Origin of the sequence: Novosphingobium gossypii, assembly GCF_050433305.1 — a bacterium.
Lineage (GTDB): Bacteria > Pseudomonadota > Alphaproteobacteria > Sphingomonadales > Sphingomonadaceae > Novosphingobium > Novosphingobium gossypii.
In genome coordinates, this window is record NZ_JBNPXM010000015.1 from 30404 (window position 1) to 47115 (window position 16712).

At 63.4% G+C, this 16712-nt stretch carries 23 protein-coding genes; 2 read left to right on the plus strand and 21 right to left on the minus strand.

Annotated features, from left to right (window positions below; translation table 11 throughout):
• Window positions 1-459: 459 nt before the first annotated feature.
• The 6 genes from GGR40_RS19800 to GGR40_RS19825 form a co-directional block, all read right to left on the minus strand.
• Window positions 460-1461 carry a DUF2493 domain-containing protein gene (locus GGR40_RS19800; RefSeq protein ID WP_429277973.1) on the minus strand — a complete coding sequence of 334 codons (1002 nt, stop codon included), beginning with the start codon at window positions 1459-1461 and terminating at the stop codon, window positions 460-462.
• A 906-nt stretch (window positions 1462-2367) separates the two neighbouring features.
• Complete coding sequence (locus GGR40_RS19805; RefSeq protein WP_429277974.1) at window positions 2368-2622, minus strand: hypothetical protein; 255 nt, start codon at window positions 2620-2622, stop codon at window positions 2368-2370.
• Window positions 2623-2681: 59 nt separating this feature from the next.
• Window positions 2682-3017 (minus strand): single-stranded DNA-binding protein, encoded by a 336-nt coding sequence (locus tag GGR40_RS19810; RefSeq protein WP_429277975.1) that lies wholly within the window; start codon window positions 3015-3017, stop codon window positions 2682-2684.
• Window positions 3018-3816: 799 nt separating this feature from the next.
• On the minus strand, window positions 3817-3942 hold the full coding sequence (locus GGR40_RS19815) for a hypothetical protein (protein WP_429277976.1): 126 nt from the start codon (window positions 3940-3942) through the stop codon (window positions 3817-3819).
• A gap of 153 nt (window positions 3943-4095) precedes the next feature.
• A complete protein-coding gene (locus GGR40_RS19820; protein WP_429277977.1) occupies window positions 4096-4590 on the minus strand; it encodes a hypothetical protein in 495 nt (164 codons plus the stop codon).
• 73 nt (window positions 4591-4663) lie between these two features.
• Window positions 4664-5206, minus strand: coding sequence for a DUF736 domain-containing protein (locus tag GGR40_RS19825; protein WP_429277978.1), 543 nt, complete (start codon window positions 5204-5206; stop codon window positions 4664-4666).
• Window positions 5207-5543: 337 nt separating this feature from the next.
• On the opposite strand from GGR40_RS19825, the gene GGR40_RS19830 reads away from it, so the two are divergent.
• A complete protein-coding gene (locus tag GGR40_RS19830) occupies window positions 5544-5906 on the plus strand; it encodes an HU family DNA-binding protein (RefSeq protein ID WP_429277979.1) in 363 nt (120 codons plus the stop codon).
• Between the two features lie 121 nt (window positions 5907-6027).
• Here the strand turns inward: GGR40_RS19830 and GGR40_RS19835 are convergent, their stop codons facing one another.
• On the minus strand, window positions 6028-6609 hold the full coding sequence (locus GGR40_RS19835; RefSeq protein ID WP_429277980.1) for a hypothetical protein: 582 nt from the start codon (window positions 6607-6609) through the stop codon (window positions 6028-6030).
• A 109-nt stretch (window positions 6610-6718) separates the two neighbouring features.
• Window positions 6719-7198: a hypothetical protein gene (locus tag GGR40_RS19840; RefSeq protein WP_429277981.1), complete on the minus strand. Its 480-nt coding sequence runs from the start codon at window positions 7196-7198 to the stop codon at window positions 6719-6721.
• Window positions 7199-7558: 360 nt separating this feature from the next.
• On the opposite strand from GGR40_RS19840, the gene GGR40_RS19845 reads away from it, so the two are divergent.
• The gene (locus tag GGR40_RS19845) at window positions 7559-7873 is read left to right on the plus strand and encodes a hypothetical protein (protein ID WP_429277982.1); all 315 of its coding nucleotides are present in this window, start codon (window positions 7559-7561) and stop codon (window positions 7871-7873) included.
• Between the two features lie 989 nt (window positions 7874-8862).
• Here GGR40_RS19845 and GGR40_RS19850 read toward each other — a convergent pair.
• The 13 genes from GGR40_RS19850 to GGR40_RS19910 form a co-directional block, all read right to left on the minus strand.
• Window positions 8863-9036 (minus strand): helix-turn-helix domain-containing protein, encoded by a 174-nt coding sequence (locus GGR40_RS19850; RefSeq protein ID WP_429277983.1) that lies wholly within the window; start codon window positions 9034-9036, stop codon window positions 8863-8865.
• 422 nt (window positions 9037-9458) lie between these two features.
• Window positions 9459-9728 (minus strand): hypothetical protein, encoded by a 270-nt coding sequence (locus tag GGR40_RS19855; protein WP_429277984.1) that lies wholly within the window; start codon window positions 9726-9728, stop codon window positions 9459-9461.
• Window positions 9729-9852: 124 nt separating this feature from the next.
• Window positions 9853-10119 carry a type II toxin-antitoxin system Phd/YefM family antitoxin gene (locus tag GGR40_RS19860; protein ID WP_429277985.1) on the minus strand — a complete coding sequence of 89 codons (267 nt, stop codon included), beginning with the start codon at window positions 10117-10119 and terminating at the stop codon, window positions 9853-9855.
• 93 nt (window positions 10120-10212) lie between these two features.
• A complete protein-coding gene (locus GGR40_RS19865) occupies window positions 10213-11193 on the minus strand; it encodes a DUF3768 domain-containing protein (RefSeq protein WP_429277986.1) in 981 nt (326 codons plus the stop codon).
• Complete coding sequence (locus GGR40_RS19870; RefSeq protein ID WP_429277987.1) at window positions 11153-11380, minus strand: hypothetical protein; 228 nt, start codon at window positions 11378-11380, stop codon at window positions 11153-11155. Before GGR40_RS19870 ends, GGR40_RS19865 begins: the two co-directional genes overlap by 41 nt.
• Window positions 11381-11631: 251 nt before the next feature.
• On the minus strand, window positions 11632-11949 hold the full coding sequence (locus GGR40_RS19875) for a hypothetical protein (protein WP_429277988.1): 318 nt from the start codon (window positions 11947-11949) through the stop codon (window positions 11632-11634).
• Between the two features lie 278 nt (window positions 11950-12227).
• Window positions 12228-12899, minus strand: coding sequence for a hypothetical protein (locus GGR40_RS19880; RefSeq protein WP_429277989.1), 672 nt, complete (start codon window positions 12897-12899; stop codon window positions 12228-12230).
• A gap of 81 nt (window positions 12900-12980) precedes the next feature.
• Entirely contained in the window at window positions 12981-13388 is a 408-nt protein-coding gene (locus GGR40_RS19885) for a hypothetical protein (RefSeq protein ID WP_429277990.1), read from the minus strand.
• 163 nt (window positions 13389-13551) lie between these two features.
• Window positions 13552-14577, minus strand: coding sequence for a deazapurine DNA modification protein DpdA family protein (locus GGR40_RS19890; RefSeq protein ID WP_429277991.1), 1026 nt, complete (start codon window positions 14575-14577; stop codon window positions 13552-13554).
• An 8-nt stretch (window positions 14578-14585) separates the two neighbouring features.
• A complete protein-coding gene (locus GGR40_RS19895) occupies window positions 14586-15209 on the minus strand; it encodes a DUF7007 domain-containing protein (protein WP_429277992.1) in 624 nt (207 codons plus the stop codon).
• A gap of 214 nt (window positions 15210-15423) precedes the next feature.
• Window positions 15424-16056 (minus strand): SOS response-associated peptidase family protein, encoded by a 633-nt coding sequence (locus GGR40_RS19900; protein WP_429277993.1) that lies wholly within the window; start codon window positions 16054-16056, stop codon window positions 15424-15426.
• A gap of 96 nt (window positions 16057-16152) precedes the next feature.
• Window positions 16153-16308: a hypothetical protein gene (locus tag GGR40_RS19905; RefSeq protein WP_429277994.1), complete on the minus strand. Its 156-nt coding sequence runs from the start codon at window positions 16306-16308 to the stop codon at window positions 16153-16155.
• Between the two features lie 149 nt (window positions 16309-16457).
• Window positions 16458-16601: a hypothetical protein gene (locus GGR40_RS19910; RefSeq protein ID WP_429277995.1), complete on the minus strand. Its 144-nt coding sequence runs from the start codon at window positions 16599-16601 to the stop codon at window positions 16458-16460.
• Window positions 16602-16712: the final 111 nt, after the last annotated feature.

Here is a 16712-nt window from a genome sequence, read left to right on the forward strand (position 1 = left end):
GCAAAGCGCAGCGGGCGAACGCCCGCCAGCACGCAAGGGACCGCCGCGCCGGACACCGCCCTCGCCTCGCGCGGGCACGCTCTCCGATGACGCCACGCAGGCGAGCCGGGGCGACGCAGCCGGACCGCGACGGCGGGCCGCTGCAAGCCCGTCCGGCGATGCCGTGACCCGGCCAGGCGGACCGCGCAAAGCGCAGCGGGCGAAGGCCCGCCAGCACGCGAGGCACCGCCGCGCCGGACACCGCCCTCGCCCCATGCGGGCAACCGCGCCTTTGACACCACGTAGGCAAGCCGGGGAGGTGGATAGCAGGATTGATGTCTTGGGTGAGGTGCAGAAGCGATCTACCCTAATGGGCACCTCGCACGCGCGGCGAAGGGGCTCGATGCCCCTGAGCCGCGCCTCCTCGCGACGAAAGAGGAAGGGAGGCCCGGGCGGATGCCCGAGCCTCCCATCGGGCGCTCACGCCCGGGTGCGTGCCTGCGGTGCGCGCTGGTCGTCGAGGCGGCGGATGTGCAGCGGGACACCTGCTGCGCGAAGGCGTTGCGCGAGGTTCGCCTGGATGCCGCTGCCTTCGCAGACCAGCGCTTCGACCGGGCGGAGGCGCACCAGGTTCTCGTTGCGCTTGAAGGGTGCGCTCTGCCCGTGTGCTGCGCTTGGTACGAAAGCGATCGACTTGACCTTGCGGGCCTGCGCCCATGCGGTTGCGATGGCGTCGACGCCCTTGCGCATGCCCGTCGTTGCCAGGACCATTTCGGGGATACGCGCCTTCATGTCGTCCAGCAGGCCCCAGAGCATCTCGTGGTCATGCCAGACCTGACCGCCCGACACGACGACCATCGGCCCGGAGGGGGCGTGATCCTCGTTGCGCTGACGCGCCCGGGCGGCAAGGAAGTCGCGTGCGGAGATCTGCGAGGCGGTTGCGCTGGTGCGCGCGACCTGCGAGCCGCGCGTTGCGGTGAACGGGCGTCCGGTCTCTACGCGGTACACCTCGGAGGCATGGTCGCGCATGGCTTCCAGAGCTTCGCGGCATCCCTGCAGGGTCTGGCAGAGCAGCTGGGCTTCCTCCATCTCGACGGCGTGGATTTCGGAGGTGTCGCTGATCCGGGCTAGTTCACCCAGCTTCTTGGCGGCATCGTCCTCGCGACCTTCTGCAAGGCGTGCGGTCATGTGGAAGGAGTTGACGATCCCCCACACGATCTGCTGCGCAAACTCCTCCATGCGGGTGTCGCGAAGGACGTCGAAGACCGTGCCAACGGCGAGTTCGACAGCTGCGCGGGCCATGTCGGGATCGGGCATTTCGGCTGCGATCGGCTCGTCCATGATCGAGAGCTTGGCCATTTCGCTGTGTTCGATGAAGGCGCCGCCGTAGGATGCAGCCTGTTCCTCGTCGCGTGCTGCTTTGGCGATACGGCCGTTTGCGAGGTTACCGGCGAGATCGGCGAATGAGTTGAACTTGGTCATGATAAGCCTCCATTTTCTCGTCATCCTCTTGATGACCCTCATCATCAGACACCGGGGATCAGGAGGTCAGGGACGGCCGCAGGCCGCCGCGAAGCGGGGAGCGGGGGAACCGATTTTCTGGGGCGTCCCGCAGGGGCGGTCGTGAAAATTGGGGGGACCGCTCATCCTTGACGGACGCCAAGCCCCGTGTGTCAGACTTGGACTAACAGTGAGAGTATTTTAGTTTGAGGTTTCTCCGCGCCCGCGGAAGGCCGTGTGGTTTACGCTGCCGTCATTGGGCGCGGGCACCATGCACAAGGGATCGTCACCCGTAGGGCCGAGACGGCCGCAGGCTGGCTCGGTGGAGCTTGGTCCGCCTGCAGCCCTGGCCGCGCCAGGGCGAAGCCGGGCCTAGCGGAATAGCGCCCGGTCACGCGCAAGCGTGATGTGCCCTACCCTTCGTCCGCCCAAGCCTTCGGGTTGTTACTGGAAAGCACGAACTTCACAGTGTTCCCGAAATACCGAGGATCAAAGGCCCGCATTCCGCGCCAGCGACAGCGGCGACGCGGATCGGTTTGCCTGAAAGCCCCCTGACCAGGCCGAGTGCAAAGGCGACAAAAATCCCGGCTAGTGCTGCAGCAAGGTACGGCAACCCGGCAGGCGGTATCGCAGCGCAGAGCAGGAACAGCACCAGTTCGACAAGAACAACCGCGAATGCCTTTCTCGTCGCAATCTCTCGCCAGTACCAGCACGGCCGTTGGCACGATGAACAAGCCGAGAAACACAAGGCCCGGCGTCGGAAAAGGAAGATCGAGCAGCACGGCCTGGCCCCGTCAGGTAGCAGCAGCGGGCACGCCGGAGTGGCCGCGGCGGCAACCGGACTCCCGGCTTCCGGACGTTGTTGCGTTGACGGTTTGAGCCCGCCGCTTATGCGGCGGGCGAGAGCGCCATCCCGAGGTTTTGCATGTCGACGAGGTGGCACAGGTAGATGTGGCCGGTGGCGATCTCGAATTCGATGTCCTCCCCATCGTAGAATATGCCGCACAGGGTATTTGATCCGAGTGCATCAAGGCCGAGGGCATCAATGAAGTCGGCGCGCCGCTGGGCGAAGCGCTCGAGGCTGGCGAGGCGGCGCGCTGCGCGATCGAAGGTGCGTTCGCGGGTGATATCGAAGTCGGACATTGGCGATCTCCTGCTGGAGCAAAGCGAAAGGGCGGCGCTGTGCGCCGCCCTCTTGAGGATCAGAGGAACTCGACGTCCTCGGCGATGATCTCGCAGCCGTAGCGGGTCTGGCCTTCGTTATCGGTCCAGCGGCTGTAGTGGATGCGTCCGGTGATCGCGAGCAGATCGCCCTTCTTCTTGTGGCCGCGCACGCCCATGCCCAGTCCGTTGAAGATGGTGATCTTGTGGAACTCGGCGTCCTTGACCGGATAGCCCGTCTCGGGGTCCTTCTCGACCTTGCCGTCGCGGATGCGGGGGCGTTCGGTGACGAGGATGACCTCGGTGATGCGGGTGTCGCGAAAGTCGCGGGCTATAGGGTCCTTGGCGATGCGGCCGACCAGGTTGACGGTGTTCATTTCGTAACCCTCCGATTGTGCCGGCGGACCGTCCGCCGGTGCCCCTGTTGAGCCCACGGGCGGGTGCCCTGACCACCGCAGCGAAGCGAAGGGGAACCCCTAAGGAGCGGGGTGGTGCGGGCAGCCCGCCGCAGGCGGGCAACACGGCCCGCGACGCCGGGGTTGGCTAGGGCACCGGTCGGGGGCAAGGGGCCCTGGCGAAGGCGGTCGGCTCCGCCGGCACTCTCAGGTGGTTGATCGCGAAGTGTGCTCCCAAGCAGGTTGACCCCTGGCTTGAGGACACTGGCGTCTTTGCCGGAACCAGCACCGCCGCCAGCCGCTCGCTCCTGCGGACCATCCGGCAGCGATGGCGCTGGGACAAGGCGAACTGCCGGCGCCTCCGGTCCTGGTGCGGACCTGGTTTCACGCTTCCGGTAGCGACTGGCCATGGGGACGTCCGGCCCCATCTGGGCTGGTGCGGATCGAAAGCCCCAACCTGTCGATGGCTCCATTCGCCCGACCCGCCGCACCAGCGGTTCTACAAGCGATCGGTCCACTGATCAAAGCGGCGGCCGGTGCGCTTGCCCGCTATGTAGCGGCAGACGTCACTGCAATGTCCGATCGTCAGAGCCAGAACGAGAACCCACCGTCCCCATTCGACAGACGATGCAGTAGTCACCCACGCGGTATCGCCCGCGCCCCGCGAGACCACCTGTCATAGCCTTGCCAGAGGCGCTGCTCCTCGCCTGCCGCTACCCGCGTCCTCGGGACACTGACGATCCGCTCGGACGGTGTCTGTCGAGCCCGAAAAAGGGTCTTTTCAGCGCAGGATGACAGTCCGATCTGCCAAGCCGAGGCGCTTTTCCACCTCGTCGAGCGTGCTGGCCGTATCACGGCCTGCGCGAATGTCCTCGAGGACCTTGTCGGAGAGGTAGATGCCTTTCATGTCCTCCAGGCCATGCTCGATAATTTCGCGCAGAGCAGATAGGAGAATTTCGTCCGCCCGGTTGCGGCAGCAAGATGATCGAGGCGCTGCTCGACGTGGGCAGCCAGCCGAACTGAGGTTGCCATGGCGGCTCCTTCACACGAATACGTGTATTCAATGTATCGCCACCCAAACCCGGCTTCCAAAGAAGTGCTTGCGGCGGCCACCATCCTGGTCTTCAGTGCTCGTAAGAGCACCATTCAAAAAGAAAGGCCCGCCACCCCGGAGGCTGGGTGACGGACCTTTCCCCGACGCTTGTGCGTCATCCATCAGGCGGCAATGGGGTGGACCATTTCGCCAATGAGCGGGATCCCACCATCGCTGGCCGCGTTCGCGGCATTCGAACGGAATGGACATGGTTGCGCCCAGCTTCCTGAGATCGCCGTGCGCGTGAAGGACCTGCGAACGCGCCTCGATCAGCGTGGTCTGCAAGCCGGCAACCCGGGCCAAAGGACGCTGGGCGTCCTGGGCGCTATGCCCGGTGGCTGCGCGCGCGCGAAGGATCTCGGTGAGCAGGGCCCCGGTCTTGCCGAGAAGGGCGTCGATGTCGTTTTCCACTTCGCCCAGCGAACGGGCGACACGCAGACATGCGGTATCGGCAGTCATCATCGATCTCGTGTCCTGTATTCTCGAGATGAGGTGGATGGCCGGGCCCGATGGAGCCCGGCCAGGGTGTGTCGGATCAGGCCGCAACGGTGTCTTGGGCCTCGGCGGGCGCCTTGCGGCGGGCACCGGCTGGCGCGCCGCGTGCAGGCGCGGTGCTTTCGCCGAGGCCATCGCCGCCCGACATCGCACCCGAGCCCGAGCCCGAACCGATGCTGTCCGCACCCTCGTCAGAGCCTGCGGGGGGCATCGGCGGCAGGGCATCGTTGCTACCGAAGCTGGGCGCTGCGCGGCGCCGCTGGGGACGACGCCAGCTGACGTTCAGCGTGCCGTCTTCCTGCCGGAACATCGCCACGTCGAGCGGCTTCTCCAGGCTGGGATCGTCGATTCGGCCCGACAGGAAGGCTTCTCCGGTCTCGTTCGAGGTATATTCCCAAAGGGCACCGATCTTGACCCAGGTGCGGCGATCAGCCGACAAGCCCATCATGTCGTAAGCGGGTGCACGATCGTTGCTCGAGTTGACCTCACGCAGGGCGACTACAGCGTTGAAACCCAGCGTCACGATGCGACCGACCAGAGTGCCTTCGTCGTTTGCCTTCAGGCTTCCGATATTCATGCTCATGCTGCTTCTCCAGATGCTCCCGAACCTCATGTCCGAGACACCTTCTCCCTTCCCCCTCTCCCCCCGGGCCGTTTCAGGCCCGGCAGCGCGCGAACGCGCGCATCCGCTTCGCCTCTTCAGGCCAGCGTCCTCCTGAAAAGGTGCAAGGAAGACGAAATGCACCACGCCCTCCTATGCACGCCCGCTACGTACCGGGCTCAAAGAGGCAGACCGACCAAGGGCATGGACCATTCGAGCGCGGCGCACCCGCCAGCCCCACCGCGACCCTCTAATCCCAGTACACCGTGCGTCGGTCCGCACATCGCCTGGCTTCGCCCCTACCCTCGGAGGGCTGGACATGGGCACGCAACATGAAGCTCTGGCCCGCGCGACGATAGTCGAGCGAATGCATGCCGGCCTTGCCGCAAGCAGACCCGCTGCGCATCGGATGGTCGGCTCCGTCATCGATCACATCGCCGATGCGCTGGGGCGCGGAGAAAACACGAAGATCACGGGCTTTGGCTCGTCCGATCTGAACGACAAGACGGCGCGGACCGGACGGAACTCCAAGACCGGGGTTGAAGCGTTGGTCAGCGCACGGCGGGTGGTAGCACTCCGGCCAAGCAGGAATCTGCGGACCAGGGTCAGCCGGCCGGATAGAAGGGCGAGACCGGCAGCGCGGATCGTTGAGATCCGCGATGAACGCCCTGTGGCCAGGTAAATCGAAAATGACCCGGAAGCGGATGCACCGGCTCAAGTTGAATAAGGGCATAAACCCTTCTGGTCGGGCGAGATGAAGTTTGTCAGAACCGGGTGGCTGCCGATCGGCATGGGAATAACACTTATGATCCAGACGATGCGACAATTTGTGGATCGCGCGCTGGACCGCGTTCGGTATGAGCCACCGCCGCACTCTTGAGATGTGCGCCCTCGCGCAACAACGCCGGTATCCACTGGGGAAAGGCCTCCAGAAGGTTGCGGTGCAACGTCTCATTCTCACTGGGAAAAAACGTACCACCCGGCGCCGGCCGCGTGATCATCATTGCGCTCGCGACAATGTCCTCAGCGGTGCGCCGCTCGTCGGACGGGGCCGCCCGTGCATTGTAGGTGATCGGTGCGGTGAAACCGGCACTGATCCATGATCGAAGCCCCTCTTGCACCGCTTCAACATAGGCGATCGCTTCCGGACGCTCCTGCGCCCTGGCGTCGATCACGGCGACAAGCTCACGATACGTCCCGAAATCATGCCTGTTTGCCCGCGCGGCGATCTCAACGCCTTCGGGCGGAAGCCCGTGTTTGGCAATAAGAGCCGCCCGGTAGACGGTAAGCTCAAGGCGATTACAGTCCTCAAAGTCCGGTGTGCAGCCAAGCTGAGCGCAAGCTTCCTCGAGTGGCGCGGGTCCGATCTGGAAAACACGGGTCATCGTCATCTCCTCTAGTGACGATCTGCGCTCCCCCCTTTTCTTTCCCATCTCGAAACAGCTGTCCTGGATGCACACGGTGCGACGGCTGCGAAGCGGCGCATCAGCCCGGTCATGTGCCGCGCAGGCGGTCGATGAATACGCGTGCGGCGATCTGGTGCTCGCCATCGGGGCGTGCCGAAGTTTTCAGCCGGTCGATTTCCAGGCACTGCCCCAGGTCGGCGGGGATCGTGCAGAAAGGTTCGATGAGACGGATGGCATCCGAGGCTGTGGGAAGCGCACGATAGTCTGTGCCTTCCCAGAGGAAACAGTCTTCCTCACCGTCCTTTATGCGCCTCACCTGAACGAAGAACGTCTGCAAGGGGCGATCCCACCCGATCGAGGCCGAACTTGCGCCGCTACCGGCTTTGACGGGGACATCATGACGGCTCATCCAGTTCGCCTTTGTAGGAGCGACCCGGGCAGGCGGTACAGGATTGTCCGGTACGCTCTGGTCAAGGCCGCGTTGATTGTCCGGGCTGCCTTCGAAACTACGGTTGCCGGAGGGAGTTTGCAGCCGCGATGTTGCGGTCGCAAGACATCGAAATGCCATTGCCCCGGCGACGCCTAACCCCGAGCACGCAGTCTTAAATATCCTCGCGCGCCATGATGGTGAGAACCCGGCCCTCCCGGTCATCAAGACAAGCCTTGCTGCATGCCGGGACCGGAACGGCAGTGTTTCAGGATTTTAATCGGCGAAGCGGTCAAGCGGAAAGCGCCCCGTCGCGAACATTCGGCATAGCGCCAGAAGGAATTCTTAACTGCTGCTTGTCAGACCTTCCATATGCACCGTACTCTTCTGATCCTCGTCGCCCCGCTCGCTCTCCTCGGTTGTGGCTCTGCGCCCAAATGCGCCACTCCAGACGCGCAAGGTGTTGTGAGTGCTATGGCGCCAAAAGAACAGTTTCGGTCCATGCTGAAGGCGGTAACTGAGCGGACCCAAACTGCGGCCATGGTCTCGAAACGTGACGAATCATCGTCACCGGAAGCACGCTCGCGCGCCGTCGACGCGGTTGTCGAACGCCATCATCACGAGTGGGAGCAGAACTTAATTAGCGTGTGGGGCACGCTTTCCTCTGGCGAGCTTGCTCAGGTCTGCACTGCTCTCGGCGAAAGAGATAAGGCTACATACATGAAGTACGTAGTGCGGGTTGGTGCGGAAGTGCAGAAGAAAAACGAACCGCTACTTACGCGGGCAGGAGTAGAGGTGCTCGAAGCGGTCCACTGATAGGACGTCTTGCGCTTGAAGCGGTACCTTTCCACCCCTCTCGGTTGTCAGGCGACGGCAAGCCGGTGCTTGGAAGCGGAATGACGCCTTGCAAGATTTTAATCGGCGAAGCGGTCCAGCGGCAGACGCCCCCTTGCGGTCATACTGATCAGCGTGGCACGCTCCACAAGCAGATGTTCGAAGGTGGGTAGTGATGGTTAAGCTGTTCCGTGCTGCTCTAATGGCGGTCGGATGTTTTTCCGCAATCATCGGCCTCGCGATTCTCTCGCAGATTTCGCACGCATCTTATTATGGTAGCCGGGCAGAGGGACTGAAAGTTCTAGCAATCGTATGCGGCATCATGGGGCTTGCCGCGGCGTGCTTTTTTGTCCGGGCGCGGCTGCGATTGCGGTAGGGATGCTCTCGCCCCGTTGCGGTCGTTCATTCTTGGGCTTAGCTTTCCCCCATGCGCGGGATAGCTGCTTTTCTAACAGTCATTCTGTTGCCATCCTTTGCGGTGGCGGCTGAATGTCCACTCGCCTTCACCCCTAACGACGTCAAATTGGTACGGCCAACGATGCCATCGTTGCCGGACCGAGACCGTGATCCTTTTCCCGAAGCTGACGCTCTTGTGACTTGCAGGATTGCAGTAGGCGGCCATTTGAACGGCTGCTCGTCAAATCTTGTGGACGAAAGGGGCGCTGCGCTCGTCGCCTATGTAACCCGATGGAGAGCCGTGTCTTCTGTTAGTCGCGGTTGCCCTCTTCGCGGGCAGCAATTCTCTGCAAAGTTCAAGCTTCGCAACGGCAGATAACCACCCCTTCCCGCCTCTCAGGAACCCGAGGGCCGCGCTCCATAAGGGCCTGTCCGATTACCCTCGCGCGGGAGGAAGAGCCGCCAGAGAAGAAAGTAGTGGTTCAGCGCAAAAGCTCGCTCACCGGCGACGGCTTCTTAGCCAGCATGGCGAGCAGAACCTGCGCGGGGCCGGTGGGATGGCGGCGGCCATGCTCTCAGTTGAGCAATGTCCTCCTGGCGACGCCGATGCTGCGCGCGAATGCGCTTTGGGAAAGGCCGGTGCTGGCCCGGACAGCGGCCACCTCCACGGTCGGCACCTCGATCCGGTGGACGATCGCCTCAGTCTCCTTGCCCTGTGCATGGTCCAGCGCCTCGTTCAATCCTTGCATAATGCTGTCACACGCGCTCATTTGCGGTCTCCATAGGCTGCGACCAGTGCCGTGTTTCCAGTGTTAAAGGAGCGAAGATGATGGGGCTCGAACAGATCACTGACAAAGAGTTGGTCGATGCCTGTGACAAAGTCTAAGCCGGTCTGATCAAAATTGAACAGATGTTAAGGCAACCGAAAAACGCGACCGGCTCGTTGCCGCTACCCTATATCAAGCGGGCAGCAAGCCTGTCGCGACCAAAAACGCACCCGCCAGACACAAAGACCACGTCCCGACGGGGTCAGCCCAAAGTTGGCCATGATCGTCGCAGTCACGACCATGATCCCGAAGGCGCTGATCTTCAGGAAAGATGCGGAAAAGGGCGGGTATCTGTGCAGCTCTGCACACTTGTCGATGAGGTGCAAGTTAGCGCAGATGGACGCTCACTCCGTCCGGTGCGTGATCTTCACCCGGCGCGCCAGAATATTGGCAGCAACCTGACGGTAGATTTTTTCGGGGATGACGCCTATAACCGGGGTGCCGTTAGCGCCCGATCGCACGTCAGGCCCGACCCATGTGAACTCGTTCATATCGTTCCAGACGATACGGCTTCGCACATCCAAGCGCAGATGCTCGATCACGCCCTGCGGCAATTCAAGCGAGTGCTCGGGAGAATAATCGCGCGTCGTCAGCGGCACCGTGATGACGCGCAAGCGTCCGTGCTTCAGGTACGTGCCAACGACCATACATGGCCGGATTTTCCGGCCGTCTTCTTGGCCTCGGTCGTGCTCGTGCCGCCAGAGGTAGAGATAGTTGATGACTTCGCCCGGGCGCGGCTCAGTCTAGGAGCTTGTTGGCATCGTAGGACTCGGGCACTGGCTGGGCATTGGCGATCGCGTTGAACGCATCGTCGCTCAGGTCCTCGGGAGCGAGCGCGATGTGGTCGAGCCGCGCCAAGCGTTCGTACTCCGCTGCAGGGAGCATGACGACGCGCGCGGCACCATTACGCTCGACCGCGATGGGGCGGGTCATGGCTTCATCGTAGTAGAAACCGAAGCGCTTCGAGACTTCGCTCGAGCGGAAAGTTTCGATGGACAAGCTCATGGCCTGATCTCCTGCTATCGCGCAGATACCGCGCAATCCGTACATTTATCGACATTCCGTATCATACGGAATCAGGGGAATTGCAATTGCAGGTCAAAGATCCTCGCGGACCGTGATTGTCATGACGCGGCGCGCAACGCTGGCATTTGTGGTGTCAGGCGAAACCCATTTCAGATCGGCGTCGTAGGCGTCGATCTGGAAATAGACTGTTGTTCCCTTGCATTCGATCTGGCCACGATCGCGCTGGCTCTTGTCGCCCTCGGGATAGGTGAACTTGCGGACTTCGGCGAGGATTGGGGCTTGGGCTACAAGTTCGGACATGGTGTTTTCGGCTAAGGTACCAAGACAGGGCCGGGTGACGACGATGCGTTTGGTACGGTCGAGACCGTGCCGGCAGCGATCGTTGAGACGGGGGATGATTTCGCGTTCGGGCCTGCCGGCGGTGGCATTTGCAAGGGACATCGAAATTCTCCATTGGGTCGGGCGGTAAGTCGGGGGCGCTGGGCTGGGGGCACGGCAGCGTTGAAGCGCTCGATCCAGCTGCGCATGGTCGGGCGCTCGTCGACGGGGATCCCCTACCTTGTTGGTGATGACGATCGGGGGAACAGGGAAATCGGCCTCGCCGAGATAGGCATTCACCGCCGCGAGACTGCCGAGTGCCGCGACTTTCGCGCGATCGACATAGGCGGTGCCGTCTTCGCTGCAGGGAAAGATGGTCGGATCGCCGGTCCCGGTGAAAACGACCTTTTCCGGGCCCCATTGCCCGGTAGAACCGTAGGAGGAGCGCACGAACGGTAAGCCGTGGGCCTGACAGATCGGTTCGAGTTCCTTGAAGGTGCCATTGGCGACTTCGTGGGCATAGAGGCACAAGGGCTGGCCCTCGATCAGGCCGCCGCCGGTGAAAGGTTCTCCGTCCAGATCGGCGGACGGGGCCTCGGACGCTATCGCGGCCGAAAGGGCCTGCCAGAGCGAAAAGCTGATGGTGCCGCCGATCGTGATCGACGCGGAAACGCGGTCTACCATGTTCCCGCCCTCAGCGCAGTTCTTTAAGGACATCGGCGCAAAGCTGCGCATCCTCGCAGGCGAGACGTTCGACGCGCGGCATGTCGCCCATGTCGATCACTTCGTAATCGTCGGACATGAACGCGTACTCGGCGGGATCGAAGTCGTCACGCCAGCACCAGGTTCCGTCCGGCCAGAGGACGAGCTTGATGCCTTTGTTGGCGTTCGGGGTGGCAGTCGGCTCAGTTTTAGGGCACATGCTGCATCTCCTACTGGCGCGGAAAATCCGTACCTTCGCCTTCACCCCTCCCCCTTTCCTTTCGCGGCCTCGGCCAGATGCAGGATGTCAGCGAGTGTCGGAGGCCCGGGCCTGCGGGGGCGCCGGCGAAAGACGTGGCACTGCTTTTTCGGGCATATTGGTGAAGGGCGTCGATTTCACGGCCGATCGCCGCGGCAAGATTTGTGAGGATGATGCCGTGCTCATAAGCGATCCGCAGCACGGCAAGATGATCAGGCGTCCAGCGCTGGCGGCTTTCGTGCACGAGGCTGAGGACATTTGTGCGCGTGAAGATGGCGACGCGGGTCCCGGTTCATCTGACGCGCGAGTTCAGGCCTCGGGATCTTGTCGTAGTCAGGGCGAAGCCAGGCTTCGTCGGCCTCGGACCAGTCAGGACCAAGGCGGAAGCCTTTGGACCGGGCATGGGTGCCGCGAAGGTTCAGGTATTCCGCTAGCCAACGGATTGAGAAGACCGATCGATCGAGACGATTGCGCTTAGGCGTCAGGCGGGCATAGTCGCGGTAGGCTTTGATGAGCAGTTCATCTTTCACGGGCATCCAGACGGGGCGCCAGCCCTTTCCCTGCCCTGTCCGCTTCCTCAGTCCCTGACGCGATGACGTGGTCCGGGTCTGAAACCTTCCGTGCCAAGGATCGTACCGATATGGGCTTAGCTGTGTCCGGTCTGAACAAGTTCGATAGCGCGTTCGATCTCGGCGTTGGTCCAGCCTTTGGATGGCTGGCATGCCTAATTCCCAGCTTGCTGGCAGGGCTATAAGCGCCGGAATGGGGTCGACCGACTATCAGGGCTGGCCAGAGCCGAGCGAATGGCTCAGCGCGTTCTGGCGACGGATTGCGGCGCGGCGAAACGCAGGGCGCTGCCGAAAGTGCGCAGGGCGCGTGCCATTTCACGGCGCATATGGGCTTTGTTGGAAAAGGGAACCTGCGAGGAGAGTCTCAGATTGCCGCTGGTCACAAAGCCTTCTGCGGGACTGCCGTCGGTCAGGCTCACCTGCAGCAGATGGCCACCCCCCGGACCTGAGCCGCCGTAGCGCACGATGAACTCGCCGAGCTTGCCGGTCAGCCCCAGCGACCGCTTGCTCCAGCGGATGTGCCCGGCGCCCAGGTTTTCTCCCGGCATCACCCCCCGGCACAGCCATATGTCGAAGTGCGCTCGCTGTTGCAGGGCTGAGTTGCGCGTGCGCTCCATTGTCCGGCAGATCGCAAGGGTAGCGACAAGGGCGTCGCTGACCCGCAGCTCTTCACCCTGCACGGCGACGAGGAGATCGGCGATGTCACGGCCCGCAAATGCGCTTCGCAGAATCGAGACCTGGACCGGGTCCTGGATCAGGGTATCGGCCTGCGCACGCGTCATCGGTTGCACGGGTACACAAGGTCCAGAGGGGTCGACGACGATCCCGCGCGCGCCGATGACAATAACAGTGGCGCGACAATTCGAGCGCTCCTGCACGATTTCGACGAGCGAACGACCAGGGCGACCCAAGATGTCACCGCAGTGCAGGTCGGCCTCGGAGAGGATGATCGCACGTCGGTGCCAGGAACAGGGCCTTCTCGCGTCTGAAGGTTAGGGCCACAGGCTCGGAAGCATCCGGGCTGTGTCCGGTCTGCCGCTGACCTGTTCGTCACGGGCTTCAGCGCCGAAGGCGCGCCTCGCCTGATCGAAGAGATCGCCGCGGTCACCGCCGCCATCGGCAAACCCTCTGTCGTAAGCTTCGCGCAAGGATGCAAGAGAACGACCTCGCCCTGCACTGAACGGCGCGCGGTGGGCCCATCCTGCATGCGCTGCATACCGGCCCTGCGCGTACTGAATAGAGGCGTCCCAGTCGTAGGCATAGAGATCGCGCCCACGCAGGATCGCCCGATCCTGTTCGTCGGCCTCGGCCCGCGCGACCTTTGCGGTCGTACAGTCCAAATTGTGCGCCTGGCGCGGTACCTCGAGACGCTCCGCGGTGGCCACGAAGATCGGCCGCATGGCGCGCACGCGTGCGCGGGTCCGTGCCAGGCGGGCCTCGGGCACCGCGTTTACGGGAAGGTCCGGGAATTCGCGCCAGGCTTGTGCAAGCGCCCCGGCCTCAGCGGGTGTCCGGCCTCGGGCTAGCCAGGCCTAGGATCGGTGGCAACGCAATCGAGCGTGGTCATTGCACGCTTTCCTGATCCGCAGCCCACTCTGCAATCCAGGTCTCGACCACAGCATCGTGCGCGATCTCGCCGGCGGCAATGAGGGCGTTGATCTCTTCCCTCGCGCGTCGCAGGTTTGCCTCCCATCCCCCGCCCTCAACTTGGAGCCCGTACGACGTGTCCAGCCGCACGTCCATGTGCCGCGCTGCGCCACGCGCGGCACATGGCGCGGCACAAGTAGCCAGGCGCTTCTGTTGCAGAAACCAGCGCGTCATATGATCGGCAACAAAGCGGTCGGTCTTGGAGATGCCCTGCTTCAGAGCATCGTGACGCGCGGCAATCCCGTAGGCCTGGGAGTCGATGCTGGCCACCCGGTCCCCGAAGGCCTTGAGGTAGGGTAGCGCTGTGCCTTTCGCTCCGAAGCAGTGGAGACGCACGCCCGCCGGCAGAATGCGGTCAAGGTGCTCGACGACCGCGACCAGACCTTCCGGGCCATGGATGTCGCGCCTGCACATGCTTCCGATTCCGATCGTGCGCCCCGGGATGATCGACCATGCCAGAGCATCCGCGCAGCGCGCGTAATCGCCCGGTGTCCGGCCCTGCAGAACGGGCATGAACCGCTCCGCAATCCCGGCATCCAGCGCACGCCGACGGGTTTCCCGGTTGGCGCAGATCGTGCGGGCAAGCCGTTCATCGATGGCGACACGGTCATGAGCGATCTCGCTCTCGACCGGGTAGTCGAAACTCGCAAACAACGTGAAGGGAAAGGACGCAGCAAGATCGATGTAGTGGTCGATCGTCCAGGGAAAGCCGCCGTACCGCATGTGGCTGGTGAAACCGCCGCAGTCGAGGATGAGCGAGCGCCCTGCCGGGACATTGCGAAGCTGGCGAAGATCCCAGCCCCGCCATTGGCGGGCAGCGCCCTTCCCCTGCCAGCGGGAGAGCCCGTTCGCGGAGACGAGCATGGTCGCCTTGAGCGTGAGCGCGCGGCGCAGGAGCGGGCCTTGCCGCAGGTGCGGCAGGCCAAGTGCGATATCGATCATGGCGCGGATCAGCGCGCGAGTTCGGCAGGGCGCTCGATCTGTTGTGCTACCAGTCCGGCGAAAGTGGCTGCCTCGCCGCGTTCGTCATAGCGGGCGGCATCGACCAGTGCATAGTACTCGGGACCCGCATAGGTAATATGTCCGAGGTGATCGACCGCCTCGATGCAGCGCCCGACCACGCCGACCTTTGCTGCAGGAACCCATGACGCCCAGTCGCCCCAGGCTGCGGTCACGCCAACCTCGCCGATTGCCGAGAGATAGGCTGCGCGGCGTTTCAGGACATGGGATTCGTTAACTGGGACGCTCTCACCGGTAAACGCGCTATAGGCGCTCGTGTGCCAGCACCGCACGGTGTCGCGTGCCACCTGGATATGAGACGGCGCGTAGACGGCACGGTCCCGAAATTCCTGTTCGAAGGCCAGCACGACCCGGCCCCATGCAACATGCTTCTCGTAAGCCGCTTCTTCGAGGGCAAGAGCGGCGGGCATTGCCGCCTGCCGCGCGGCAGAAAGGATCAATCCGCCATGAGACGGCGTGGCAACGCTCCAGATCCCTGGAAGCAGCTGATCGGCCTGCGCGACCAGGCCCCAGGGGGATGTTGCGGGGCGCGGCGAGGGAAAGAATTGCGGCATGACGTTCCTCCTTGTCGGATCGTCTCCTTTCCTCCCCTTTCCCTTTCCCGCCGGCCCTTTCCCGCCGACCCTGCCGCGGCTACGGCCCCGCCCCGACTACGCCCTTGAGGCGCAACGAAGGCCGCCGTTGCGCGCGCACGGTATCGTCTAGGACCGCTGGACCAGGGCCGTCCGGCCACCGGGCCCTCGCACCAGGCGACAGACCGCGCAAGGGCTACCGCGCCTGCATTCGTGTCGGAAAAACCGGGCCTCGAACGGCCATCCGTGCAGCATCGAACGGCCGTTGCAGCGCGGTGATCTCGGCATAGGAACCGCGCAGCCAGGTGTCGATGTCCCTCTCCTCGAGGATGGTCACCATCGCCTTGGGGTGGATGGGTTTTACCACAGGGTTGGGATCGCAGGTCACCATTGCGAAGCCGTTTCCGCTTTCGGTGGCCTGCCAGAAGCCGGCGACGGCGAAGACCGGTCTGTCAGGGACGCTAAACCACATCTCACCCTTGAGCGGCGGCTTGCCGTCGCCAAGGTCGTGCTTTTCGGGCGTGAATTCGCAGAACTCGGTAAGCGGCACCAGACAGCGATTTTCCGGCCGCTCGGCGAGATGGCGCCACTGAGGTGCGCACAGGTTACGAACATTGGTCATCGGCCAGGCGGCCTTGCCACCCAGCACATCCCAGCGCATTACGTCCCAGCCTCGCACCCCGTCCTTGTCGCGAATGACATAGGCCCGCCCTTTGGGGCGCAGTTCCTGGGGATCGAAGCGATTGTCGCGCGGACGCTCGCTGAAGAGCTCGGCGATCGATCCCCAGATCGTTTCGATTTCGCCTTTCATCCGGGCGCGGTTACACATGGGCACGGCTCCTGGTCACGCCATGCCCCTATCGCAACCTGCAAGTGGACTGCAATGGGCGCGGCCCTGGAACGCGTCGCGCTAAGGCTGAGGCATTCAGTTCCTGAAGATGGGGACGAGACCGGTGTGCCACCGGGTCCGGACCTTGGCGCGCAGCCGATCGGCGTCTGCTGCAAACTGCTGGCCGGCAGCGAGCGTCTGGGCGTTCAGGGCAAGGTGCTCCAGCGCCTCCGGGGTCAGGCTCGCCTTCATGGTTTTCTCTCGTCATCGCCGGCAGGGAGATTGAAATGCGCGAGGCGGCATGAGGTTGCCCGGTGAAGCGGACCAGCCATGAAACGGGCAGCCATGAAACGGGTCGGCACAGGGCCTCAGACACGTCACCGCCGCGCTTGCCGAGCCCGTCAAACCAGCGCGCGCGCTTTCGCCTCGTAGGCGGCAGCGCGGCGCTTGAAACGCTCTGCAGCGCCGCCCCGGGCATTGGCTGCCCTCTCCCGCTCGTCGAGCGCGCGCTGCCGGAAATAGGCAGCGTCTATCTGGTCGAACACAAGTCAACTCTCCTGCGAACGCCTTTGGCATTTCGAGAGAAAGCCAGTAGCCATGATCCGCGACATAATCACGACAGTTCTTGCGTAATGGATCCAGATCGGCCCAGATTA

Excerpts from the sequence above, each read along its gene's own strand:
- GGR40_RS19800 (WP_429277973.1), bottom strand. The coding sequence starts at position 1,461 with ATGACCAAGTTCAACTCATTCGCCGATCTCGCCGGTAACCTCGCAAAC.
- GGR40_RS19805 (WP_429277974.1), bottom strand. The coding sequence starts at position 2,622 with ATGTCCGACTTCGATATCACCCGCGAACGCACCTTCGATCGCGCAGCG.
- GGR40_RS19810 (WP_429277975.1), bottom strand. The coding sequence starts at position 3,017 with ATGAACACCGTCAACCTGGTCGGCCGCATCGCCAAGGACCCTATAGCC.
- GGR40_RS19815 (WP_429277976.1), bottom strand. The coding sequence starts at position 3,942 with ATGAAAGGCATCTACCTCTCCGACAAGGTCCTCGAGGACATTCGCGCA.
- GGR40_RS19820 (WP_429277977.1), bottom strand. The coding sequence starts at position 4,590 with ATGATGACTGCCGATACCGCATGTCTGCGTGTCGCCCGTTCGCTGGGC.
- GGR40_RS19825 (WP_429277978.1), bottom strand. The coding sequence starts at position 5,206 with ATGAGCATGAATATCGGAAGCCTGAAGGCAAACGACGAAGGCACTCTG.
- GGR40_RS19830 (WP_429277979.1), top strand. The coding sequence starts at position 5,544 with ATGGGCACGCAACATGAAGCTCTGGCCCGCGCGACGATAGTCGAGCGA.
- GGR40_RS19835 (WP_429277980.1), bottom strand. The coding sequence starts at position 6,609 with ATGACCCGTGTTTTCCAGATCGGACCCGCGCCACTCGAGGAAGCTTGC.
- GGR40_RS19840 (WP_429277981.1), bottom strand. The coding sequence starts at position 7,198 with ATGGCATTTCGATGTCTTGCGACCGCAACATCGCGGCTGCAAACTCCC.
- GGR40_RS19845 (WP_429277982.1), top strand. The coding sequence starts at position 7,559 with ATGCTGAAGGCGGTAACTGAGCGGACCCAAACTGCGGCCATGGTCTCG.
- GGR40_RS19850 (WP_429277983.1), bottom strand. The coding sequence starts at position 9,036 with ATGCAAGGATTGAACGAGGCGCTGGACCATGCACAGGGCAAGGAGACT.
- GGR40_RS19860 (WP_429277985.1), bottom strand. The coding sequence starts at position 10,119 with ATGAGCTTGTCCATCGAAACTTTCCGCTCGAGCGAAGTCTCGAAGCGC.
- GGR40_RS19865 (WP_429277986.1), bottom strand. The coding sequence starts at position 11,193 with ATGCGCAGCTTTGCGCCGATGTCCTTAAAGAACTGCGCTGAGGGCGGG.
- GGR40_RS19870 (WP_429277987.1), bottom strand. The coding sequence starts at position 11,380 with ATGTGCCCTAAAACTGAGCCGACTGCCACCCCGAACGCCAACAAAGGC.
- GGR40_RS19885 (WP_429277990.1), bottom strand. The coding sequence starts at position 13,388 with ATGCGGCCGATCTTCGTGGCCACCGCGGAGCGTCTCGAGGTACCGCGC.
- GGR40_RS19890 (WP_429277991.1), bottom strand. The coding sequence starts at position 14,577 with ATGATCGATATCGCACTTGGCCTGCCGCACCTGCGGCAAGGCCCGCTC.
- GGR40_RS19895 (WP_429277992.1), bottom strand. The coding sequence starts at position 15,209 with ATGCCGCAATTCTTTCCCTCGCCGCGCCCCGCAACATCCCCCTGGGGC.
- GGR40_RS19900 (WP_429277993.1), bottom strand. The coding sequence starts at position 16,056 with ATGTGTAACCGCGCCCGGATGAAAGGCGAAATCGAAACGATCTGGGGA.
- GGR40_RS19905 (WP_429277994.1), bottom strand. The coding sequence starts at position 16,308 with ATGAAGGCGAGCCTGACCCCGGAGGCGCTGGAGCACCTTGCCCTGAAC.